Raw genomic sequence first — 20353 nt, 5'->3', positions numbered from 1 at the left:
CATGGACTTCTGCCTCGCCTGCCGGCGCCCGCTCAACGGCGCCTACTCGTGCCCGGACTGCGGCACGGTTGCGGACCGGTCCACGCCTCCTGGGGAGGCCGTCACCGAGCAACTGCCGCTGGTCGAGGCCCGGCCGGACGACTTCGAGGCGTCGCCGCGGTCTTCGCGGCGGGCGTCGCACGGGGCGGCCGACGGCGATCCGCTGGCGTTCTCGGCGCACGAGCCGCGCCGTAAACGCTCCCGGCGGGCCCGGCAGCAGCGGGCGCTGGTGCTCGGGATCGGCGGGACGGCGCTGGCGGGCGCGGCCGTGCTGTTCACGATGGCCGCCTTCTCCGGCGGCTCCGACGCCCCGGCGCAGCCACCCGGCATAGCGGAACTGCCGCCCGCGCCCACCGGCACCCCGACCTCGCTCGACATGAGCTCCACCGGCGCCCCCGCCCCCGGGCCGCGGCACACCGGCAGCGCGTCACCGTCGGACAGTGGCTCCGGCTCGCCGTCCGCGACACCCTCGCGGCACACCGCCGCGCCGCCCGCGTCGGGCGGACCCACGGGGTCGCACCCGGCGCCGACCACCACCGCCGCCGGGCCGACCTCGACCCGTACGACCACCGGTGCCCCGCCGCACAGCAGCCCGCCGACCTCGAAGCCGCCGAGCAGCAGCCCGTCCCCGACACCGAGCGGAACGTGCAAGCCGGTGCTGTGGTGGTGCCAGTAGCGGTACGGGCGGGTGGCCGCGCGGCTGGCTGAGCCGCACTCCTGCCTCGGCTGACGTCCAGCCCGGGCCCTCGTCAGCCCGCGTCCGGCCCCAGCATCCGCCGCAGCAGATCCCGCAGCAGCGTCCGCTCCTGCTCCGACAGCCCGGCCAGCGGTTCGCCGGCGAAGTCCAGCGCGTCGCGCAGCCGGTCGGCCGCGTCGTGGCCGGCCGCCGTGGCGGCCGCGAGCTTGATCCGCCGGTCGGCGGGGTCGGCCTGCCGTTCGGCCAGGCCCTGCGCCTCCAGCCGGTCCACGATCCCGGTGACGTTGGACGGCTCGCACTTCAGCCGCTGGGCGATCTGCCGCATCGGCATCGGCCCGTGGTTCAGCAGCGCGAGCACCCGGGCCTGCGCGCCGGTCAGCCCGAAGCCGGCGGCAGCCGCGTCGTACTCCTGGTGGAAGCGCGCGACCACCGAGCCGAACAGATCGACCACCTCGGCGGTCAGCGGATCGAGTCGTCGTCGGGTCATACGGGTCAGGCTACCCGTGGTTGCTTGACAACATGAAACATTGCGGTTCATGGTTAATTGACAACCTCAATATTTGCCATGGTGAAGGAGAAGAAGCCGATGCCGAAGAGCCGCGAGTGGCATCTGGTCGCCCGTCCCGAGGGCTGGCCGGTGCCCGACGACTTCGCCCTGGTCGAGACCGAGCCGGCCGCCGAGCCGGGCCCCGGCCGGATCCTGGTGCGCAACCTGTACCTGTCGGTCGACCCGTACATGCGCGGCCGGATGAACGACGTGAAGTCCTACGTCCCGCCCTACGAGCTGAACCGCCCGATGGACGGTGCCGCGGTCGGCCGGGTGGTCGCCTCCGGCGCGGAGGGCGTCGCGGTCGGCGACCACGTCCTGCACGGCCTGGGCTGGCGGGAGTACGCGGAGCTGGACGCCAGGCAGGCCGTCGTCGTGGACCCCGCGCAGGCGGACCTGCCCGCGTACCTCGGCGTCCTGGGCTCGACCGGGCTCACCGCCTACGCCGGGCTGCTGCGGATCGGCGAGCTGGCGGCCGGCGACACCGTCTTCGTGTCCGGCGCGGCGGGCGCGGTCGGCAGCCAGGCCGGCCAGATCGCCCGGCTGCTGGGCGCCTCCCGGGTGATCGGCAGCGCCGGCTCCGACGAGAAGGTGGCCCTGCTGACCGGCGAGTACGGCTTCGACGCCGCGTTCAACTACAAGAACGGCCCGGTGGCCGAGCAGCTGAGGGCCGCCGCGCCCGAGGGCATCGACCTCTACTTCGACAACGTCGGCGGCGAGCACCTGGAGGCGGCGATCGGCGCGCTGCGCCGGGGCGGCCGGGCCGTGCTGTGCGGCGCCATCGCGCAGTACAACTCGACCGAGCCGCCGGCCGGGCCGCGCAACCTCGGCCTGGCGATCGGCAAGCGGCTCACCCTGCGCGGCATGATCGTCACCGACCACTTCGACCTGCGCCCGGAGTTCGTCCGCGAGGTCGGCGGCTGGCTCAGCGAGGGGCGGCTGCGGCACGACGAGACGGTGGTGACGGGAATCGAGAACGGCGTCGAGGCGTTCCTCGGAATGCTGCGCGGCGACAACACCGGAAAGATGGTCGTGGCACTCGGGGAGTGACAGGCGGCCGGTTTTTCAACAAGATGTTGCAGGCGCGACGATCTGCCAACAGGAGGACCACTTCATGACCATTCAGCCCGTGGACGTGCTCTACACCGCGGTGGCCACCGCCGAGAACGGCCGGGACGGCCGGGTCGCCAGCGACGACGGCAAGCTCGACGTCGTCGTCAACCCGCCGAAGGAGATGGGCGGCAGCGGCGCCGGGACCAACCCCGAGCAGCTGTTCGCGGCCGGCTACAGCGCCTGTTTCCAGAGCGCGCTCGGCGTCGTCGCCCGGCAGGCCAAGGCCGACATCTCCGGCTCCCGGGTCACCGCCAAGGTCGGCATCGGCAAGCTCCCGTCCGGCGGGTTCGGCCTGACGGTCGAGCTGGCCGTCTCGATCCCGAACGTGGACGAGCCGACGGCGCAGGACCTGATCGAGAAGGCGCACCAGGTGTGCCCGTACTCCAACGCCACCCGCGGCAACATCACGGTGGACCTGACGGTCGTCTGACCGTCCGGCGACCCGCCGCAAGGGTGCTGGGTAAGGACCGTGCTCAAAGGAGCGCGGTCCTTACGCGTTCCCGGCGGCGGATGCCAGGATGACGAGAACGCCGACGGACGGGGACCGATGATGCTGCCCGATGCCACCGAGGGTGACGCGACGGACGGGAACGCTGCTGACGGGGACGCCACTTCCGGGAACGCTGCTGACGGGGACGCGGCCCGCGAGCAGGCCGTCGAGGCGGCGCTCGGCGCCCTCGGCCTGGACGACAAGGCCCGGCTGCTGGCCGGCCAGGACCTGTGGTCGCTGCCCGCGCTGCCGGCGATCGGCCTGGCCTCGCTGGTGATGTCCGACGGCCCGATCGGCGTCCGCGGCCGGCGCTGGACCGCCGACGACCCGTCCATCGCCCTGCCCAGCCCCACCGCGCTCGCCGCGAGCTGGGACCCGGAACTCGCCCGCAGGGCCGGCCGGCTGCTGGCCCAGGAGGCGCACCGCAAGGGCGTCCACGTCCTGCTCGCGCCCACCGTCAACCTGCACAGGTCGCCGCTCGGCGGCCGGCACTTCGAGGCGTACAGCGAGGACCCGCTGCTCACCGGCGCGATCGGCACCGGATACGTACGCGGTGTGCAGGACGGCGGCGTCGGCGTCACCGTCAAGCACTTCACCGCCAACGACGCCGAGACCGAGCGCTTCACCGTCGACAACCGGATCGCGCCCCGGCCGCTGCGCGAGCTGTACCTCGCCCCGTTCGAGGCGATCGTCAAGGACGCCGGGCCGTGGGGCGTGATGGCCGCGTACAACTCCGTCAACGGCACCACGATGACCGAGAACACCGCACTCAACGAGGGCGTGCTGCGCGGCGAATGGGGCTTCGACGGCGTCCTCGTCTCCGACTGGCTGGCCGCCCGCTCCACCGTGGGCGGCATCCGCGGCGGCCTCGACCTGGCCATGCCGGGCCCGCTGACCGTCTACGGCGAGGCGCTGGCCGCGGCGGTCCGGGCCGGCGAGGTGGACGAGAGCCTGGTGGACGCCGCCGCGCGCCGGGTGCTGCGGCTCGCCGCCCGCGTCGGGCTGCTGGCCGGCGCGCCGCCGGCCGTCGCCGCCGCGGACCGTCCGGCGCCGGTGGACGGCCCGGCGCTGGCCCGGGAGATCGCCCGCCGGAGCTTCGTGCTGCTGCGCAACGAGGTGCGGGGCGCGGCCCCGGTGCTGCCGCTCGACGCCCCCGGCACCGTCGCCCTGATCGGCGCCGCCGCGCGGGACGCCCGGATCCTCGGCGGCGGCTCCGCGCAGGTCTTCCCCGACCACGTGGTCTCGCCGCTCGACGGGCTGCGGGCCGCGCTGCCCGCCGGGACCCTGCGGTACGCGCTCGGCGCCGACCCCGGCGAGGAACTGGGCGCCGCCGGGGCCGGATTCGCCCTGCGGGCCACCGCCCGGGACGCGGCCGGCCGCGAACTCGGCGGCGAACGCCTGCCCGGCGGGCAGCTCCAGTGGCTCGGCGACCTGCCCGACGGGGTCGGCTTCGACGAGCTGCACACCGTCGAGACGCACGGCACGTTCGTACCGCGGGTCGGCGGCGAACACCGCTTCGGCACGCGCGGGGTCGGCGGTCTGCGGCTCACCGTCGCCGGCCGGGTCCTGTTCGACGGCGCCGGCCGGTTCTCGCCCCCCGACGAGAAGGCCGACCCCTTCGAGGCGTTCTTCGGACTGCCGTCCGAGCACGGCACGGTACGGCTGGCCGCCGGCGAACCGGTCGAGGTCTCCCTCGTGCACACCGTGCCCAAGGAACTCCAACTCCCCATCCAGGCCGTCTCCTTCGCCCTGCTGCACGGTGAACCCGAGCGGGACCCGGAGGAGTTGATCGCAGAGGCGGTCGAGGCGGCCCGCACGGCGGACACCGCGATCGTGGTCGTCGGGACCACGGACCGGGTCGAGTCCGAGGGCTTCGACCGCACCGACCTGCGGCTGCCCGGCCGCCAGGACGACCTCGTGACCCGGGTCGCCGCGGCCAACCCGCGGACCGTGGTCGTGGTCAACTCCGGTGCGCCGGTGGAGCTTCCGTGGCGGGACGAGGTCGCGGCGGTGCTCCTCGCGTGGTTCCCCGGCCAGGAGGGCGGCGCGGCGCTCGCGGACGTCCTGCTCGGCCGCGCGGAGCCGGGCGGCCGGCTGCCGACGACATGGCCGGCGGTCCTGTCCGACGCGCCGGTCAGCGCTGTCTCGCCTTCGGCCGACGGGGTCCTCGCCTACGACGAGGGCCTGTTCGTCGGCTACCGCGGCTGGGACCGGTGCTCGGCCGGCCCGGCCTACCCCTTCGGCCACGGACTCGGCTACACCCAGTGGGAGTACGAGGAGCTGTCCGCGACCGCGACGTCGGCAGTCGTCCGTCTGCGCAACACCGGCCCCCGCCCCGGCCGGGAGGTCGTCCAGCTCTACGTGTCACCCCCCGACGACGGTGTGGCCCGACCGCCCCGGTGGCTCGCCGCCTTCGCCTCGGTGGAGGCCGCCCCCGGCACGTCGGTCCAGGTCACGCTGCCACTGAGCCCCCGCACGTTCCAGGTCTGGAACCCGTACCCGAACGGCGCGGGCGAGTGGCACACGATCCCGGGCACCTACACCCTCCACACCGGAGGCCCGGCCGCCTCCCTCCCGCTGGGTGCGCCACTCACGGTCGCCGCGGGCTAGTTCATCTCGCCGTTGCGGCCGAGGGTCGTCTCGGGGGTGGCGGTGGGGCGGGTCCACTGGGGGGCGGGGCGGCCGGCCGGGCCCCAGGTGGGGTTGCCTTCGGCGTCGGTGCGCCAGTACCAGCAGGCGTGGTTTCCCTCGGGCCAGCCCTCGGGGACGTCCTGCCACGCCTCGCGCCGCCCGTAGGGCGTCATGTCCAGCAGGGCGAACGTGCCGCTGAACGCCTCGTTGCCGCGGCCGGTCGTGGAGTACGTCATGAACACCCGGTCGCCGTCCCGCAGGTAGCTGGTGAGGTGGCCCATCGTCGAGCCGGCCGGCCCCTCCACGCCGCGCACCGAGTACCAGGGCTGGGTGTAGCCCATGAACGCGACGAAGGGCTCCACCTCGTCCCACGCCCCGCCGGTCACGACGGCGAACGACACCCCGCACGCGTTGAGGTACTCGGTGTCCTTCAGATGCCAGGCCGCGTTGGTACACCCCTCGCACTGCCCCTGGTGCGGTGCCCCGTCCCACCACATGTGCCGGTAGGTCAGCAGCTCCTCGCGGCCCTGGAACAGGTCGATGAACGGCACGGGACCGTCCGGCCCGACCACCTCGACCGTCCCGTCGAACTCCACCATCGGCAGCCGCCGCCGCGCCGCGGCGATCGCGTCCCCTTCGTGCGTATGCGCTTTCTCCCGCACCAGCAGCTCGTCCCGCTCGGCCTGCCAGGTCTCGATGTCCACGACCGGCGGCTTGCCGTTCGAGGTGTTCGCCATGATGTCCTCCGAGCTCTCACCGGGCGGCGCCCCACGGCGCCGCGCATGGTCCGGTCATGAGGGCAGACTCCCGCCGGCCCGAGAACTCATCGCTCGGCCGCCGGAAGCGGAGAAGTGCCCCTAGGATCCCCCTCATGCGCGATCTAGCCAAAGGCATACGCCTCCTCGTCGAAGGCCAGCGCTGGGCCGTCCGGCACCCCCGGGAGACCCGCCTGGGCCTGATCCCCGCCCTCCTCACCCTCCTCGGCTACGCCGCCGCCCTCACCGCCCTCGCCATCTGGGCGGACGACCTCGTCGCGTGGGCGACCCCGTTCGCCGACCACTGGTCGCACGCGTGGCAGGACGCCTTCCGGGGCCTGCTCACGGTCACCCTGTTCGGCGGCGGCCTCCTCCTCGCGGTGATCTCGTTCACCGCGGTGACCCTGCTGGTCGGCCAGCCGTTCTACGAGACGATCGCCGAGCGCGTCGACCGCGCCGAGTCCGGCGGCCCGGAACCGGCCGAGCGCTCGCTGTGGCGCGAGATCGTCGAGTCCACCCGGGACAGCATCCGCGTCCTGCTCCGCGTCGCCGCCTTCGGGATCGTGCTGTTCGTCCTCGGCTTCGTGCCGGTGTTCGGGCAGACCGTGGTGCCGGTGGCCGGGTTCTGCGTGTCGGGGTTCTTCCTGGCGCTGGAACTGGCCGCGGTGGCGCTGCAACGCCGCGAGGTGCCGATGCGCACCAGGATCGCGCTGATGCGCGGCCGGCTGCCGCTGGTGCTGGGGTTCGGCGTGCCGCTGGTGGTCGCGTTCCTGGTGCCGTTCGTGGCGGTCTTCCTGATGCCGGGCGCGGTGGCCGGCGCCACCCTGCTCGTCAAGGAACTCCTGCCGCCCGAGGACACGACCGAGGGCGCCGACGCATCGCCCGAGAACGCCCCCCGCGAGGCCCCGCCCGGCCCCCACACCGGCTGGTGACACCCCCTCAGCGGCCCGCGGCGGCCGCTCAGCTGCGATCCGCCACCGGCGTCGGCCGCCTCACCACCTCGGAGAGTATCCTCGCGAGCGCGGCCTCACCGCTCTCGTTCGGGTGAAACCAGTCCCACGTGGAGAGATCGTCCGAATCGAAGCGGTAGTCGAAGACCGCCCCGCCGTCGTAACGGCACAGCGTGTACTGCCCGCAGACCTGCCCCATCGCCGAGTTGTACGCCATCACCCGGTCGCGCACCGCCGTGCGCCGGGAGTTGGCGGCGGCGCTCTGCGAGTCCGCGTCGGCCAGCATCGACGGGCACAGGCCGAGCTTCCATATCTGCTTGCCCAGCGGGTTCTTGCGGCCCACCGACCACAGCCGGCGCAGGTCGGGGATGCTGGAGACCAGGATCTGGGTGTGCGGCAGGGTGCGGTGCAGATACGACAGGGTGTCGGCGAAGTCGGTGCGGAAGTCCGCCGTGGAGGTCATGGAGTCCACGTCGGTGGTGCAGGCGTCGTTCGCGCCGATCAGCACGGTGACCAGGGCCGGTTTGTGGACGGCGGCGGCCCGCGCCTGGTCCGGCAGGTCGGAGACCAGCGCGCCGGAGACCGCCAGGTTCCAGCTGTGGCCGGTCGCGGTGAGCCGCTGCGTGACGCTGTCGACCTTCGTACGGGTGCCGGTCGCCCAGGACACCTCGGGGCAGTCCGAGAGCGGCTTGCAGGCGTCGAAGCCCCGGGTGATGGAGTCGCCGAGCGCGGCGACCGAGGGCGGACGGGGGTTCCACGGGTCCGGCGGGGGCTTGGGCGCGGAATGCGAGGTGTGTGCGGGGGAGGACCCCGGCGGGGCACTCGCGGAGCTGCCCGAGGAGTGCGCCCCGCCGAGCGACGGGGTCGCGCCGGCGGTGCATCCGCCCAGGAGAGCGGCCCCCGCGGCCAGTGCCAGGGTGCGTCGCAGCAGTGGTCGCCACAGCGGTCGCATTCGGCGGTTCCCTCCGACGAGTGGGTGACATCTGGTACGAGCCCGACGGTACGTCACTCCCTCTATGACGCCGCACGGTAGCTTTTTCCCTGACACGTGGTTGAACTGAGAGGAGGCAGAAACCAGCCAGGAGCTGATCGTCAGTTGTTGTTCCGTTTGTTATGAGTAGTGCAGAATGTCGGATGTTGCCCCGGGAGGAGCCAGTTCGGGTGTTGAGGCCGCTGGGGAAGGCGAACCTCGTCCCACACTGGAGGTACCGGTGACGACACGTGGTGTTCTGTACGTGCACGCCGCGCCGCGCGCGCTCTGCCCGCATGTCGAGTGGGCGGTCGCGGGCGTCCTAGGCGTGCGCGTGAGCCTGGACTGGATCAGGCAGCCGGCCGCGCCCGGCACCTGGAGAGCGGAGTTCTCCTGGCAGGGCGAAGTCGGCACCGCCTCCAAGCTCGCCTCCGCGCTGCGCGGCTGGCAGAAGCTGCGCTTCGAGGTGACCGCGGAGCCGTGCGCCACCGCCGAGGGCGAGCGCTACAGCGCCACGCCGGAACTGGGCATCTTCCACGCGGTGATCGGCATGCACGGCGACATCCTGATCCCCGAGGACCGGCTGCGCGCGGCGATGCTGCGGGCCCGCAAGGGCGAGGCCGACCTGGAGGGCGAGCTGTCCCGGCTGCTGGGCAAGCCGTGGGACGACGAGCTGGAGCCGTTCCGCTACGCCGGCGAGGGCGCGCCGGTGCGCTGGCTGCACCAGGTGGTGTGACCACCCAGCCGCGTCCCGGCCTAACCTGACGGCATGTCCGAAACTCTCACCGTCGCAGTCCTCGGCACCGGCATCATGGGTGCCGGAATGGCCCGCAACCTCGCCGCCGCCGGCCACGACGTCCGCGCCTGGAACCGTACGATCGCCCGCGCCGAGCCGCTGGCCGAGCACGGCGTCCGCGTCGTCGCCGACTCCGCCGAGGCGGTACGGGACGCCGACGTCGTCCTGACCATGCTGCTCGACGGGCCCGCCGTCCTCGATGTGATGAACGCCGTCGCGCCCGCGCTGCGGGAAGGCGCGGTGTGGGCCCAGTGCAGCACCGTGGGCCCGCAGGCCCAGGGCGAGCTGGCCGCCTTCGCCGCCCGGCACGGCCTGCTCTTCCTGGACGCGCCCGTGGTCGGCACCAAGCAGCCCGCCGAGTCCGGGCAGTTGATCGTCCTGGCCGCCGGGCCCACCGCCGCCAGGCCCGTCGCGGACCGGGTGTTCGACGCGGTCGGCCGCCGTACCGTCTGGGTGGGCGAGGACGGCGTCGGCGGGCCGGCCAGCGCGCTCAAGCTGGTGGTCAACAGCTGGGTGCTGGCGGTCACCAACGCCACCGGCGAGGTGATGGCGCTCGCCAAGGGCCTGGCCGTCGATCCCGACCAGGTCTTCGCGGCGCTCGAAGGCGGCGCGCTCGACCTGCCGTATCTGCACCTCAAGGCGCAGGCCATCCGCGACGCCGACTACGCGGCCAGCTTCACCGTGGACGCCGCCCTGAAGGACGCCCGGCTGGTCGTGGCGGCCGGCGAGGGCGCGGGCCTGCGGCTGGACGTGGCGGCGGCCGGCGCCGAACGCCTGGCCCGCGCCTCCGCCCTCGGCCACGGGGAACAGGACATGGCCGCGAACTACTTCGCCGGCTTCAGCGACCCCGCGGACGCCTAGAGCACGAAGGAGGGGCCCGACGGCGACGTCGGGCCCCTCCTACCGCTGGCTGGAAAGGCGATCAGACTCCGGTGCTCCGGAAGGCGAGCACCACGTTGTGGCCGCCGAAGCCGAAGGAGTTGTTCAGCGCCGCGATCGTGCCCTCGGGCAGCGGGCGGGGCTTGTCGCCGACGATGTCCGCGTCGGCCTCCGGGTCCTGGTCGGTCAGGTTGATCGTCGGCGGGGCGACCCGGTGGTGCAGCGCCAGCGCCGTCATCACCGTCTCGATGCCGCCGGCGCCGCCCAGCAGGTGGCCGGTCATCGACTTGGTGGCGGACACCGCCATGTGGTCCACGTCGTCGCCGAACACCGCGCGCAGCGCCTTGATCTCCGCGATGTCGCCCTGCGGGGTCGAGGTGGCGTGCGCGTTGACGTGCACGATCTCGGCCGGCTTGAGGTCGGAGCCCTCCATCAGGTGGGTCAGCGCCGCGGCGATGCCCCGCCCGGTCGGCTCCGGCTGGGTGATGTGGTGCGCGTCGGACGAGATGCCCTGGCCGACCGCCTCGCAGTAGACCTTCGCGCCGCGCGCGGCGGCGTGCTCGGCCGACTCCAGGACGATCACGCCCGCGCCCTCACCGAGCACGAAGCCGTTGCGCGCCGAGTCGTAGGGGCGGGAGGCGCCCTGCGGGTCCTCGTTGTTCTTGGACATCGCCATCATGTTGCCGAAGGCGACGATGGGCAGCGGGTGGATGGCCGCCTCGGTGCCGCCGGCGATCACCACGTCGGCCCGGCCGGTGCGGATCATCTCGATCCCGTAGCCGATGGCCTCCGCGCCCGAGGCGCAGGCGCTGACCGGGGTGTGCGTACCGGCCCGCGCGTTGACGTCGATGCCGACGTTCGCCGACGGGCTGTTGGGCATCAGCATCGGAACGGTGTGCGGGGAGACCTTGCGGACGCCCTGCTCCTTGAGCACGTCGTACTGCCCGAGCAGCGTGGTGACGCCGCCGATGCCGGAGGCGACGACCGCGCCGAGCCGGTCGGGGTCGATCGCCGGGTCGTCGCCCGCCTTGGCGGTGAAACCGGCGTCGGCCCACGCCTCGCGGGCCGCGATCAGCGCGAACTGCGCGCTGCGGTCCAGCTTGCGGGCCAGCGGGCGCGGCAGCACCTCACCGGGCTCCACGGCGATCTGCGCGGCGATCCTTACCGGCAGGTCGGCCGCCCAGTCCTGCTCGAGGGTCCGCACGCCGGAACGGCCGGCGAGCAGCGCCTCCCAGGTTGACGCGCTGTCGCCACCCAGTGGTGTGGTTGCTCCGATACCGGTGACGACCACGGTGCGATTGGTCGGACTCACAGGAATGTCTCTCCACGTCTAGAAGGGCGGGCGACAGGCGCGTCGTCCCGGGGGGATCCGGATCGGATCCGGGGTGATCCTTGAGGATCGGTCCGGCCGGGGGCTGGGTCAGCCCTGGGCCTTCACGATGTAGTCGACCGCGTCGCCGACCGTCTTGAGGTTCTTCACGTCGTCGTCCGGGATCTTCACGCTGAACTGCTCCTCGGCCGCCACGACGACCTCGACCATGGACAGAGAGTCGACGTCCAGGTCGTCGGTGAAGGACTTGTCCAGCTGGACGTCCTCAGTGGGGATACCGGCGATCTCGTTCACGATGTCGGCGAGACCGGCGACGATCTCTTCCTTGGTGGCCATTTTTTACGGCGCTCCTTGATGTGTTGCTGTCGTGCGGCGTGCGGGACTGCGGCGCCGCGAAGAGGGGTGGTGCCTAGGGGAGAGTAACCACAGTTGCCGCGTAGACCAGACCCGCCCCGAAGCCGATGACCAGCGCGGTGTCCCCGCTCCTGGCCTCTCCGGTGGCGAGCAGCCGTTCCATCGCGAGCGGGATCGAGGCGGCCGAGGTGTTGCCGGTGGTCTCCACGTCACGGGCCACCGCGACGTGCTCGGGCAGCTTCAGCGCCTTGATCATCGAGTCGATGATGCGCATGTTGGCCTGGTGCGGAATGAACGCGTCCAGATCCTCGACGGTGATCCCGGCGGCGTCCAGCGCCTCCTGGGCCACCTTCGCCATCTCGAACACCGCCCACCGGAAGACCGCCTGGCCCTCCTGCGTGATCGACGGGAACCTGACCTCCCCCGCGGGCGTGTCGCGGTACACCTCCCACGAGACGGTCTGCTTGATCGTCTCGGACTTGTCGCCCTCCGAGCCCCACACCGTGGGACCTATGGCGGGCACCTCGGACGGTCCGACGATGACCGCGCCGGCGCCGTCGCCGAACAGGAAGGCCGTCGCGCGGTCCTCCTTGTCCGTCAGGTCGCTCAGCCGCTCCACGCCGATCACCAGGACATGCCCCGCGGTGCCGTCGGTGATCATGCTCTTGGCGAGCGTGAGGCCGTAGGTGAAGCCCGCGCAGCCCGCCGAGATGTCGAACGCGGCCGGCTTGCCCGCGCCGATCCGGTGCGCGATGTCGGTGGCGATGGCGGGGGTCTGCTTGAAGTGCGAGACGGTCGCGACGATCACCGCGTCGATGTCCGAGGGGCTGATCCCGGCGTCCGCGACGGCCTTGCCGCCGGCCGCGAGGGACATCTCGGCCACGGTCTCGTCCGGGCCGGCCCAGTGCCGGCTGGCGATGCCGGACCGGGACCTGATCCACTCGTCGCTGGAATCGATGTGCTCAAGGATCACCTCGTTGGGCACCACCCGGGTCGGACGGTAGCCGCCGACCCCGAGGATGCGCGCGTACGGGGCGCCCTTGCTCGGGCTGATCTTCGCTGTCATCTCTGCACGGCTCCTATTCGGCTGCGGCTGCTACGGCAGGATCCCCGTGCTCGGCGATCAGGGCGCGGGCCGCGTCCAGGTCGTCAGGGGTCTTCAGCGCGAGGGTCCGCACCCCGGGCAGCGCGCGCTTGGCCAGTCCTACCAGTGTGCCGCCGGGGGACACCTCGATGATGGCGGTGACACCGCGATCCTTGAAGGTCTCCATGCAAAGATCCCAGCGGACCGGGTTCGACACCTGGGCGACCAGCCGGCGGACGACACTGCTGCCGTCACTCACCGTCTGCCCGTCCGCATTGGAGACATACGGCAGTTTCGGGTCACGGACGGCCAGTGCGGCCGCCCGCTCCTCCAGGGTGGCCACCGCCGGGGCCATGTGCGCGGTGTGGAACGCGCCGGCCACCTTCAGCGGGATCACCCGGGCCTTGGCGGGCTTGTCCTCGGCCAGGGCCGCCAGCTGCGCGACGGTGCCGGCCGCGACGATCTGGCCGGCGCCGTTGATGTTGGCCGCGGTCAGGCCGAGTGCGGCCAGATGGGCCACCACCTCGTCCGGGTCGCCGCCGAGCACCGCGGACATGCCGGTCTCGGTCACGGCGGCGGCGTCGGCCATCGCCTGGCCGCGGGCCGCGACGAACGCCATCGCGTCCGGCTCGGAGAGCACCCCGGCCCAGACGGCGGCGGTGATCTCGCCGACGCTGTGGCCGGCGACGGCGGCAGCGTTGATCTCGGACGCGCCGGTGTCGGGCGTGCCGGTCAGTTCTGCGGCGGACAGCAGGCCGGCGGCCACCAGCAGCGGCTGCGCCACCTTGGTGTCGCGGATCTCGTCCGCGTCCGCCTTCGTGCCGAAGTGGGCAAGATCGAGTCCGGCCGCACCGGACAGTCCCGCGAGACGGTCGGCGGCACCGGGAAGTTCGAGCCAGGGAGCCAGGAAGCCGGGCGACTGAGCGCCTTGGCCGGGAGCGACGAGTACGAGCACCCTCACACTCTCTCGCGACGGCGGGTCCCACCGCCGGTGGGGACAGGGACCAAGAACTGTCAGGCGATTTGTGAGTGTCCAACAAAAGGGCTACGCCGAGCGCTCCGATCCGGAGAGACGCCCCAGGATGAGCGCGATGCGCAGGGTGAACGCCGAGCGCACATCAGAGGGTGACCAACCGGTGACGTCGGTCACACGTCGGAGCCGGTAGCGTACGGTATTGGGGTGGACGAACAGCATGCGGGCCGCACCTTCGAGTGACGACGCCTGCTCCAGGTAGACACTCAGCGTCTCCAGCAGCGCCGAGCCCGCTTCCTCCAGCGGCCTGTAGATCTCCTCCACCAACTGCTCGCGTGCGTAACGATCTCCGGCCATCGCGCGCTCCGGCAGAAGATCGTCCGACAGCACCGGCCGCGGCGCGTCCGGCCAGGCCGCGCACGCCCTCAGTCCGGCCGCGGCGGCCTGCGCGGAACGGGTCGCCGACAGCAGATCGCCGACCACCGGGCCCGCCACCACGGGACCGGACGCGAACGGTCCGATCAGCGCCTTCGCCACCCGGATCGGGTCGTCGTCATTCCCGGCGATCACCACCAGGCGCTCGCCGAACACGCCGGTCAGCACCTGGAGCTTCGCGTGCCGGGAGGCGCGCCTGATCGCCTCGACGGTCAGCTCGCTGTCCCCGTTCGGCGCGGTGCCGAGCAGCACCACGATCTTGTCCGGCGAGTTCCAGCCGAGCGCGGCGGCCCTGGACAGCACGCCCTCGTCGGCCTCGCCCGACAGCACGGCGTTGACCACCAGCGACTCCAGCCGCGCGTCCCACGCGCCGCGGGCCTCGGCGGCCTGCGCGTACACCTGCGCGGTGGCGAACGCGATCTCCCGCGCGTACACCAGCAGGGCTTCCCGCAGCACGCCCTCGTCGCCGGGGGCGGCGACGTCGTCGATCGCGGCCTCCATCACCTCGATGGTGGTCCGCACCATCTCGACGGTCTGGCGCAGCGAGATCGCCCGGGTCAGCTCGCGGGGCGCGGTGCCGAACACGTCGGTGCTGATCGCCTGCGGGGTCTCCGGGTGCCGGAACCACTCGGTGAACGCGGCGATGCCGGCCTGGGCGACGAGGCCGATCCACGACCGGTTCTCCGGGGGCATGGCCCGGTACCACGGCAGCTGCTCGTCCATCCGCGCGATGGCGTTCGCGGCGAGCCGCCCGGCGGACTTCTCCAGCCTGCGCAGGGTCGCTGCGCGGGCGCCCGGGTCCATACGGCTGCCTGCGCCGGCGGCGTCGTCACGAGATGATTGCGAGGGTTCGACCACCCTGCCACCTTACGGCTCCGCCGGTCCCGGCCAGGGTGGGGGAGCCGGGAGCTCGGCTCCCGGTTGCCACCGGGTGGGGGAGGCGGGGGTCCGCGCCCGGTGGGTGGTGCGGTTCGTTTCCACGGCTGGGCGCCGTGCCTGCCGGTTTTTCCCACCGCCCCACCCGTGCAGGTGCGTCCTTGGGTGCGGGTCTTCTGGTGGGTGGGGTCGGTGCCGGTCCGGGGCACCTCCTCGGATTCCCTCCGTGCGGGTTTCGTCTGTGTCTGCACCCCGGTTTGTCGGAAATCCTGCGGGGGCACCCCGGCCCGTCCCCTCCCGGGTCCGTCGGCGGCTTTGAGGCCGCGGGGGGTGATCGGTGGGGGTGGCTGTTCGTAGTCACCTGAACGCCACCGACGGCCCGTCGCCCCCATTTCCCCGAACACCCCGCAAACCGCCATTCGGCCGATGCTCCATCAGTAACCCGCACCCGACAACGACCCCCACCGCCCACCGACCACCTCTCTGCGACCGTGAGCCGCCAACCAGCCCCAGCGGGGGACGGGCAGGGGGCGCAATACCCCATCAGTGACCTCCACCCGACAACGAACGCCCACCCCCACCGATCACTCCTCGCGGCCTCAAAGCCGCCGTCCGGCCTGGGAGGGGACGGTCCGGGGTGCCCCCGCAGGGCTGTGAACGACATGGGGCTTCACGATCTACCCCGGTTCCGTGATCAGCCCGAGGAGGTGCCCCGGGCCGGCCCCGACCCCACCCACCAGAAAACCCGCACCTAAGGACGCACCTGCACGGGTGGGCGGGTGGGAAACACCGGTAGGCCACGGCGCCCGGCCGGAAAACGAAACCGCACCGCCCACCGGGGCGAAACCGGAGGCGACGGCGCCGAGCCGGAAACGCAACCGCACCGCTCACCGGAGGCCGACCACCGCCTCCCCCACCCACCCGGCGGCCGGGGCACGGGCGAAGCCCGGAAACGGGACAGCGCCGCCCACCGGGGCGAAACCGGAGGCGACGGCGCCGCGCCGGAAACGAAACGGCTCCACCCACCGGGGTACATCCACCGCCTCCCCCACCCACCCGCGAGCCACCACCTCCCCACCCACCCGCGAGCTGTCGCCTCCGCCGCCCAGGCGGGTGGGTAGCGTGGACCGGGTGATCGGCGTGCAGCGGAGTGGAGCGCGGAAAAGCGGGGGCGGGCCCGGGGTTGAGACGTGGCGGGCGTTTTCGTTCGGGGGGGATTATGACGTCGAGAACCTGAGCTTCGGGGTGCTCACCGCGTGCAATGAGGAGCGGCTTGACCCGCGCGCCGGCTTCGAGGCGCACGCGCATCGCGACGTGGAGATCGTCACCTGGGTGATCGAAGGGCACCTCACCCACCAGGACGCCTCCGGAGGCACCCACACCCTCGGCCCCGGCCGCCTGCAAAGGCTCACCGCCGGTTCCGGCGTCCGCCACGTCGAGCGCAACGACAGCGAGAGCGAACCGCTCCGGTTCCTGCAGATGTGGCTGCACCCGGCCACCTTCGGCGGCGAGCCGCGGTACGAGGCCACCGACGAGCCCGCCCCGGTGAGCACCGGTCTGCGCCGCCTCGCCTCCCCGTTCCGCCAGCCCGAGGCGACCCTGTACGTCGGCCGCCCGCCGCAGGCGGACCGTACGGAACTGCCCGCCGCCCCCTACCTCTACGTGCACGTCGTCCACGGCACCGTCCGGCTGAACAGCGTGCGCCTCGGCCCGGGCGACGCCGCCCGGATCAGCGACGAGGCCGGCGGCGTCACGGCCGAGACCGACGGGGCCGCCGAATACCTCGTGTGGGAGATGCACGCCGTACCCGCGTACGGCTGAGAGCGACGCGCCTACGCCAGCTCCGCGAGCACCGCGTCGGTGAACCGGGGCCACAGCGGCAGCGCCCACTCCCCGAAGGCCCGGTCCGTCAGGGCCACGCCGGCCGCTCCCGCCACCGGGTCCACCCACAGGAACGTGCCGGACTGGCCGAAGTGGCCGAACGTCGCCGGCGACGACCGCGCCCCCGTCCAGTGCGGGGACTTCGCCGCGCGGATCTCGAAGCCGAGGCCCCAGTCGTTGGGGTTCTGGTGGCCGTAGCCGGGCAGCACGCCCTTCAGGCCGGGGAAGACGACGGACGTGGCCGTCGCCACCGTGGACGGGTGCAGCAGCTGCGGTGCCTGGAGCTCGGCGGCGAAACGGGTCAGGTCCGCCACCGTGGACACAGCGCCCGCCGCCGGGGAACCGGTCAGCGACGTGCCGGTCATGCCGAGCGGTTCGAGGACGGCCTGCCGCAGGTAGTCGGCGAACGGTATGCCCGCCGCCTTCGCCAGGTGCTCGCCGAGCACCTCGAATCCGGCGTTGGAGTACAGGCGGCGGGTGCCGGGGGCGGCCATCACGCGGTGCTCGTCGAAGGCGAGGCCGGAGGCGTGGGCCAGCAGGTGGCGGATGGTGGAGCCTTCGGGGCCTGCCGGGTCGTCGAGTTCGAAGGCGCCTTCTTCGTAGGCGATCAGGAGGGCGTAGGCGGTCAGGGGCTTGGTGACTGACGCGAGGGGGAAGGGGTGGTCGGCGGGGCCGTGGGTGCCGGCCACCGTGCCGTCCTGGCGGATCACCGCCGCCGCTGCCGTCGGTACGGGCCACTCGTCGATCAGCCGCAAGCTCTCCATACGCCTGAGCGTAACGCCGGGGGCGGGGCTCGCCTCGCCGCCCCGGGCCCCCTCCGGCCCCGTCCGGCACCCATTTCAAAAGCAAGCCGCTTGCTTGGAGTGGGCTCTAAGGAATTAGCGTAGAAGGCATGACGGTCGTGCAGGTGGCGAAGAGCAAACCAGGTAATACGACGAGCTGCGCCGACGACGAAGGGCATCTGCGGCCCGACGGGCAGGATCAGTACACGATCAGCGAGGTGGCCGAGCACACCGGCCTCAGCGCGCACACCCTCCGCTGGTACGAGCGGATCGGGCTGATGCCGCATGTGGACCGCTCGCACACCGGGCAGCGCCGGTTCACCAACCGCGATCTGGACTGGCTCGCCTTCGTCGGCAAGCTGCGGCTGACCGGGATGCCGGTCGCCGACATGGTCGCGTACGCCGAGATGGTGCGGGCCGGCGACGCCACGTTCGGCGAGCGGCAGGCGCTGCTCGAGGCCACCCGGCTGGACGTGCTGCAACGGATCGACGAGCTGCGGGACACCCTCACCGTGCTCGACCACAAGATCTCCACGTATGCGTGCGCCCACGCGGCGCCCGAGAGGACAGGCTCCTGATGACCGAGGCGACGACCGGTACCCCCATCCCGCGGGAGCGGCTCGGCAAGGACGGGCCGCTGGTCGGTGTCCAGGGCTTCGGCTGCATGGGGATCAGCGAGTTCTACGGCGAGACCGACGAGCCCGCCGCGCGCGAGACGCTGGAGACCGCGCTCGGCGCCGGCGTGACGCTCTTCGACACCGCTGACATGTACGGGCACGGCGACAACGAGGAGTTCCTCGCCCCGTTCGTCCGGGCGCACCGCGACGAGATCACGCTGGCCACCAAGTTCGCGATCGTCCGCAAGCGGGAGCACCCGACCTACCGCACGATCAGCAACGACCCCGCCTACATCAGGCAGGCCGTCGAGGCGAGCCTGCGGCGGCTCGGCACCGACGTCATCGACCTCTACTACATGCACCGCCGCGACCCCGCGGTGCCGCTGAGCGAGTCGGTCGGCGCGATGGCCGAGCTGGTCGAGCAGGGCAAGGTGCGCCACCTGGGGCTGTCGGAGGTGACCGCGGCCGAACTGCGCGAGGCGCACGCGGTGCATCCGATCACCGCGGTCCAGTCGGAGTGGTCGCTGTTCAGCCGGGACGTGGAGCGGTCCGTGGTGGGCGCGGCGGCCGACCTCGGGGTGGCGTTCGTGCCGTACTCGCCGCTCGGCCGGGGCTTCCTGACCGGCTCGTTCCAGGACGCGGTGACCGAGCTGACGCCGGGCGACTTCCGCTACAGCCAGCCGCGCTACTCCGGCGAGAACGCCCGGCACAACGCCCTGCTGCTCGACCCGGTCCGCAAGGCGGCCAAGGCGCACGACGCCACGCTGGGGCAGATCGCGCTGGCCTGGGTGCAGCAGCGGGCCGACGTCCACGGGCTGCCGGTGGTGCCGATCCCCGGCACCCGCAAGTCCTCCCGGGTGCTGGAGAACACCGCGGCCACCCGGATCACCCTGGACGACCTCGAGCTGGAGTGGCTCGAAACGATCGCAGCACAGGTCGCCGGCGACCGGCACACCGACATGAAGAACACCTCGGCCGGGCGCGAGTAGCGCGCGATCGAAGGGGGCGGTTCAGGCGGTTCACGGTTTGACGCGGACCGCCCGGATCGCGGCCAGCACCGCCGCGGCGAACGGCAGCGACTCGTGCACCGGGCCGTAGCCGAGGCCGAAGACCACGGCCGCCGGGTCCTGGTCGGGCTCGCCGGGCGGTGCCGGCGGGCCGCCCGGCTGGTCGGAATCGCGGCGCAGCAGCCGCAGATGGCCGTGCAGCCGCTCGGGGGAGCGCCAGTCGACGCCGGTCAGCTCGTCCACCGGAAAGCTCTGGTCGCCGGCCTTCCACTTCGCCGAGGACGCGCCGGTCCAGAACCAGCGGAAGCCGACCGTCCGGCCGTCGAAGAACGCCTTGCCGTCGTACGCCTTGAACGCCCGCGGCACGTCGGGTGCGGCCACCAGGAAGCGGCCCGGCGGCTCGTCGGACGGCCCGCCGTCGACGGCGACGGCGGCGGCCAACTGGTCGCGGCAGGACTCGGCGAGCGCGCGGGACTGCTCCGGCAGCACCAGCCGGTAAGGGTCGGCGGTCTCCTTCAACTGCCCGCCGGCCGCCTCGATCAGCGGATCGGCCCCGGCCCGCGGCACCGCGCGCAGCACGGCGGTGCCGCGCCGCCCCTCGGTGAGTTCGACGCCGGACAGGGCGGTGTGCGGGACGCGCCGCTCGCCGAGTGCCTGGAGCAGTCGCGAGCCGCGCACGCTCCGGTTGTACCGGATCACGAGCGCGTCGGACTCGAACTCCCATACGGCATTGTTTCCGGCCAGCACGTCGCCCATATGTAGCAGCTTATGGCCGAGCCGCTGCCGCGTCCCCTGTCAGGCGCTACGCGCGTCAAATGCGCGCACCTCGGCGCGCGCTGCCGTACGCCGCCAGCCGTCGGTGACCAGTTCGCCCAGCTCGGCGGCGCCGATCTTCGGCAGGGCTATCTGCACCCAGCCGAACCGGCCGACGTAGGGCGCGAAGGAGAACGTCTCCGGGTCGGCCGCCAGCAGCTCGGCCTGGTCCTCCTTGGCGGCCTTCACCGCCACGTGCTCGTCCTCGGGCGCGCCCATGGCGAAGATCTTCCCGCGCACCCGGAAGGTGTGCCGGGTGCCCCAGGTGATCTCCTCGTAGGCCCCGGGCAGCGCGAGCGCCAGGGCCGCGAACTCCTCGAATGTCGCCATGGGA

At 72.7% G+C, this 20353-nt stretch carries 21 protein-coding genes; 10 read left to right on the top strand and 11 right to left on the bottom strand.

Going from position 1 to position 20353, the window contains the following annotated elements; genetic code table 11:
* The first annotated feature begins 1 nt into the window (after position 1).
* Positions 2 to 715 (top strand): SCO2400 family protein, encoded by a 714-nt coding sequence (locus tag ACQPW6_RS09790; RefSeq protein WP_433889175.1) that lies wholly within the window; start codon positions 2 to 4, stop codon positions 713 to 715.
* A 73-nt stretch (positions 716 to 788) separates the two neighbouring features.
* Here the strand turns inward: ACQPW6_RS09790 and ACQPW6_RS09785 are convergent, their stop codons facing one another.
* Positions 789 to 1223, bottom strand: a complete 435-nt coding sequence (locus ACQPW6_RS09785; protein ID WP_433889174.1) for a MarR family winged helix-turn-helix transcriptional regulator — start codon at positions 1221 to 1223, stop codon at positions 789 to 791.
* Positions 1224 to 1301: 78 nt separating this feature from the next.
* Between ACQPW6_RS09785 and ACQPW6_RS09780 the strand changes: the two genes are divergently transcribed.
* The 3 genes from ACQPW6_RS09780 to ACQPW6_RS09770 all read left to right on the top strand — a co-directional run bounded on the left by ACQPW6_RS09780 (position 1302) and on the right by ACQPW6_RS09770 (position 5496).
* The gene (locus ACQPW6_RS09780) at positions 1302 to 2333 is read left to right on the top strand and encodes an NADP-dependent oxidoreductase (protein WP_433889173.1); all 1032 of its coding nucleotides are present in this window, start codon (positions 1302 to 1304) and stop codon (positions 2331 to 2333) included.
* Between the two features lie 64 nt (positions 2334 to 2397).
* The gene (locus ACQPW6_RS09775; protein ID WP_433889172.1) at positions 2398 to 2826 is read left to right on the top strand and encodes an organic hydroperoxide resistance protein; all 429 of its coding nucleotides are present in this window, start codon (positions 2398 to 2400) and stop codon (positions 2824 to 2826) included.
* A gap of 117 nt (positions 2827 to 2943) precedes the next feature.
* Positions 2944 to 5496, top strand: coding sequence for a beta-glucosidase family protein (locus ACQPW6_RS09770; RefSeq protein ID WP_433889171.1), 2553 nt, complete (start codon positions 2944 to 2946; stop codon positions 5494 to 5496).
* Here the strand turns inward: ACQPW6_RS09770 and ACQPW6_RS09765 are convergent.
* Positions 5493 to 6254 carry a DUF899 family protein gene (locus ACQPW6_RS09765; RefSeq protein ID WP_433889170.1) on the bottom strand — a complete coding sequence of 254 codons (762 nt, stop codon included), beginning with the start codon at positions 6252 to 6254 and terminating at the stop codon, positions 5493 to 5495. The genes ACQPW6_RS09770 and ACQPW6_RS09765 overlap by 4 nt on opposite strands.
* A 134-nt stretch (positions 6255 to 6388) precedes the next feature.
* Here ACQPW6_RS09765 and ACQPW6_RS09760 point away from each other — a divergent pair, with 134 nt between their 5' ends.
* Entirely contained in the window at positions 6389 to 7204 is an 816-nt protein-coding gene (locus tag ACQPW6_RS09760) for an EI24 domain-containing protein (protein ID WP_433889169.1), read from the top strand.
* Between the two features lie 28 nt (positions 7205 to 7232).
* Here ACQPW6_RS09760 and ACQPW6_RS09755 read toward each other — a convergent pair whose 3' ends face one another.
* Entirely contained in the window at positions 7233 to 8174 is a 942-nt protein-coding gene (locus ACQPW6_RS09755) for an SGNH/GDSL hydrolase family protein (RefSeq protein WP_433889168.1), read from the bottom strand.
* A 259-nt stretch (positions 8175 to 8433) separates the two neighbouring features.
* Between ACQPW6_RS09755 and ACQPW6_RS09750 the strand changes: the two genes are divergently transcribed.
* Positions 8434 to 8928, top strand: a complete 495-nt coding sequence (locus tag ACQPW6_RS09750) for a DUF3145 domain-containing protein (RefSeq protein WP_433889167.1) — start codon at positions 8434 to 8436, stop codon at positions 8926 to 8928.
* 33 nt (positions 8929 to 8961) lie between these two features.
* On the top strand, positions 8962 to 9849 hold the full coding sequence (locus ACQPW6_RS09745) for an NAD(P)-dependent oxidoreductase (RefSeq protein WP_433889166.1): 888 nt from the start codon (positions 8962 to 8964) through the stop codon (positions 9847 to 9849).
* A 61-nt stretch (positions 9850 to 9910) separates the two neighbouring features.
* On the opposite strand, the gene ACQPW6_RS09740 is transcribed toward ACQPW6_RS09745, so the two are convergent.
* The 5 genes from ACQPW6_RS09740 to ACQPW6_RS09720 form a co-directional block, all read right to left on the bottom strand.
* Positions 9911 to 11179, bottom strand: a complete 1269-nt coding sequence (locus ACQPW6_RS09740) for a beta-ketoacyl-[acyl-carrier-protein] synthase family protein (protein WP_433889165.1) — start codon at positions 11177 to 11179, stop codon at positions 9911 to 9913.
* A 108-nt stretch (positions 11180 to 11287) separates the two neighbouring features.
* Positions 11288 to 11533: an acyl carrier protein gene (locus tag ACQPW6_RS09735; RefSeq protein WP_433889164.1), complete on the bottom strand. Its 246-nt coding sequence runs from the start codon at positions 11531 to 11533 to the stop codon at positions 11288 to 11290.
* 73 nt (positions 11534 to 11606) lie between these two features.
* A complete protein-coding gene (locus tag ACQPW6_RS09730; protein ID WP_433889163.1) occupies positions 11607 to 12617 on the bottom strand; it encodes a ketoacyl-ACP synthase III in 1011 nt (336 codons plus the stop codon).
* 13 nt (positions 12618 to 12630) lie between these two features.
* A complete protein-coding gene (locus ACQPW6_RS09725) occupies positions 12631 to 13590 on the bottom strand; it encodes an ACP S-malonyltransferase (RefSeq protein WP_433889162.1) in 960 nt (319 codons plus the stop codon).
* 90 nt (positions 13591 to 13680) lie between these two features.
* Positions 13681 to 14847 (bottom strand): PucR family transcriptional regulator, encoded by a 1167-nt coding sequence (locus ACQPW6_RS09720; protein ID WP_433889161.1) that lies wholly within the window; start codon positions 14845 to 14847, stop codon positions 13681 to 13683.
* A 1194-nt stretch (positions 14848 to 16041) separates the two neighbouring features.
* Here ACQPW6_RS09720 and ACQPW6_RS09715 point away from each other — a divergent pair.
* Positions 16042 to 16740 carry a pirin family protein gene (locus tag ACQPW6_RS09715; RefSeq protein WP_433889160.1) on the top strand — a complete coding sequence of 233 codons (699 nt, stop codon included), beginning with the start codon at positions 16042 to 16044 and terminating at the stop codon, positions 16738 to 16740.
* Positions 16741 to 16751: 11 nt separating this feature from the next.
* On the opposite strand, the gene ACQPW6_RS09710 is transcribed toward ACQPW6_RS09715, so the two are convergent.
* Positions 16752 to 17564 (bottom strand): serine hydrolase domain-containing protein, encoded by an 813-nt coding sequence (locus ACQPW6_RS09710; protein ID WP_433889159.1) that lies wholly within the window; start codon positions 17562 to 17564, stop codon positions 16752 to 16754.
* Positions 17565 to 17692: 128 nt separating this feature from the next.
* Here ACQPW6_RS09710 and ACQPW6_RS09705 point away from each other — a divergent pair, with 128 nt between their 5' ends.
* Positions 17693 to 18160 carry a MerR family transcriptional regulator gene (locus tag ACQPW6_RS09705; protein WP_433889158.1) on the top strand — a complete coding sequence of 156 codons (468 nt, stop codon included), beginning with the start codon at positions 17693 to 17695 and terminating at the stop codon, positions 18158 to 18160.
* Positions 18160 to 19188, top strand: a complete 1029-nt coding sequence (locus ACQPW6_RS09700) for an aldo/keto reductase (RefSeq protein ID WP_433889157.1) — start codon at positions 18160 to 18162, stop codon at positions 19186 to 19188. The genes ACQPW6_RS09705 and ACQPW6_RS09700 overlap by 1 nt, the downstream gene beginning before the upstream one ends.
* 30 nt (positions 19189 to 19218) lie before the next feature.
* Here the strand turns inward: ACQPW6_RS09700 and ACQPW6_RS09695 are convergent, their stop codons facing one another.
* On the bottom strand, positions 19219 to 19962 hold the full coding sequence (locus ACQPW6_RS09695) for a DUF4429 domain-containing protein (RefSeq protein ID WP_433889156.1): 744 nt from the start codon (positions 19960 to 19962) through the stop codon (positions 19219 to 19221).
* 39 nt (positions 19963 to 20001) lie between these two features.
* The gene (locus ACQPW6_RS09690; protein WP_433889155.1) at positions 20002 to 20349 is read right to left on the bottom strand and encodes an MmcQ/YjbR family DNA-binding protein; all 348 of its coding nucleotides are present in this window, start codon (positions 20347 to 20349) and stop codon (positions 20002 to 20004) included.
* Positions 20350 to 20353 lie beyond the last annotated feature (4 nt).

The organism is Streptomyces sp. CA-111067, from assembly GCF_050956065.1.
Classification (GTDB): Bacteria; Actinomycetota; Actinomycetes; order Streptomycetales; family Streptomycetaceae; genus Actinacidiphila.
This window is presented reverse-complemented; position numbering and strand designations above follow the sequence as displayed.

Excerpts from the sequence above, each read along its gene's own strand:
- ACQPW6_RS09790 (WP_433889175.1), top strand. The coding sequence starts at position 2 with ATGGACTTCTGCCTCGCCTGCCGGCGCCCGCTCAACGGCGCCTACTCG.
- ACQPW6_RS09785 (WP_433889174.1), bottom strand. The coding sequence starts at position 1,223 with ATGACCCGACGACGACTCGATCCGCTGACCGCCGAGGTGGTCGATCTG.
- ACQPW6_RS09780 (WP_433889173.1), top strand. The coding sequence starts at position 1,302 with ATGGTGAAGGAGAAGAAGCCGATGCCGAAGAGCCGCGAGTGGCATCTG.
- ACQPW6_RS09775 (WP_433889172.1), top strand. The coding sequence starts at position 2,398 with ATGACCATTCAGCCCGTGGACGTGCTCTACACCGCGGTGGCCACCGCC.
- ACQPW6_RS09770 (WP_433889171.1), top strand. The coding sequence starts at position 2,944 with ATGATGCTGCCCGATGCCACCGAGGGTGACGCGACGGACGGGAACGCT.
- ACQPW6_RS09765 (WP_433889170.1), bottom strand. The coding sequence starts at position 6,254 with ATGGCGAACACCTCGAACGGCAAGCCGCCGGTCGTGGACATCGAGACC.
- ACQPW6_RS09760 (WP_433889169.1), top strand. The coding sequence starts at position 6,389 with ATGCGCGATCTAGCCAAAGGCATACGCCTCCTCGTCGAAGGCCAGCGC.
- ACQPW6_RS09755 (WP_433889168.1), bottom strand. The coding sequence starts at position 8,174 with ATGCGACCGCTGTGGCGACCACTGCTGCGACGCACCCTGGCACTGGCC.
- ACQPW6_RS09745 (WP_433889166.1), top strand. The coding sequence starts at position 8,962 with ATGTCCGAAACTCTCACCGTCGCAGTCCTCGGCACCGGCATCATGGGT.
- ACQPW6_RS09735 (WP_433889164.1), bottom strand. The coding sequence starts at position 11,533 with ATGGCCACCAAGGAAGAGATCGTCGCCGGTCTCGCCGACATCGTGAAC.
- ACQPW6_RS09730 (WP_433889163.1), bottom strand. The coding sequence starts at position 12,617 with ATGACAGCGAAGATCAGCCCGAGCAAGGGCGCCCCGTACGCGCGCATC.
- ACQPW6_RS09720 (WP_433889161.1), bottom strand. The coding sequence starts at position 14,847 with ATGGACCCGGGCGCCCGCGCAGCGACCCTGCGCAGGCTGGAGAAGTCC.
- ACQPW6_RS09710 (WP_433889159.1), bottom strand. The coding sequence starts at position 17,564 with ATGGAGAGCTTGCGGCTGATCGACGAGTGGCCCGTACCGACGGCAGCG.
- ACQPW6_RS09705 (WP_433889158.1), top strand. The coding sequence starts at position 17,693 with ATGACGGTCGTGCAGGTGGCGAAGAGCAAACCAGGTAATACGACGAGC.
- ACQPW6_RS09700 (WP_433889157.1), top strand. The coding sequence starts at position 18,160 with ATGACCGAGGCGACGACCGGTACCCCCATCCCGCGGGAGCGGCTCGGC.
- ACQPW6_RS09695 (WP_433889156.1), bottom strand. The coding sequence starts at position 19,962 with ATGGGCGACGTGCTGGCCGGAAACAATGCCGTATGGGAGTTCGAGTCC.
- ACQPW6_RS09690 (WP_433889155.1), bottom strand. The coding sequence starts at position 20,349 with ATGGCGACATTCGAGGAGTTCGCGGCCCTGGCGCTCGCGCTGCCCGGG.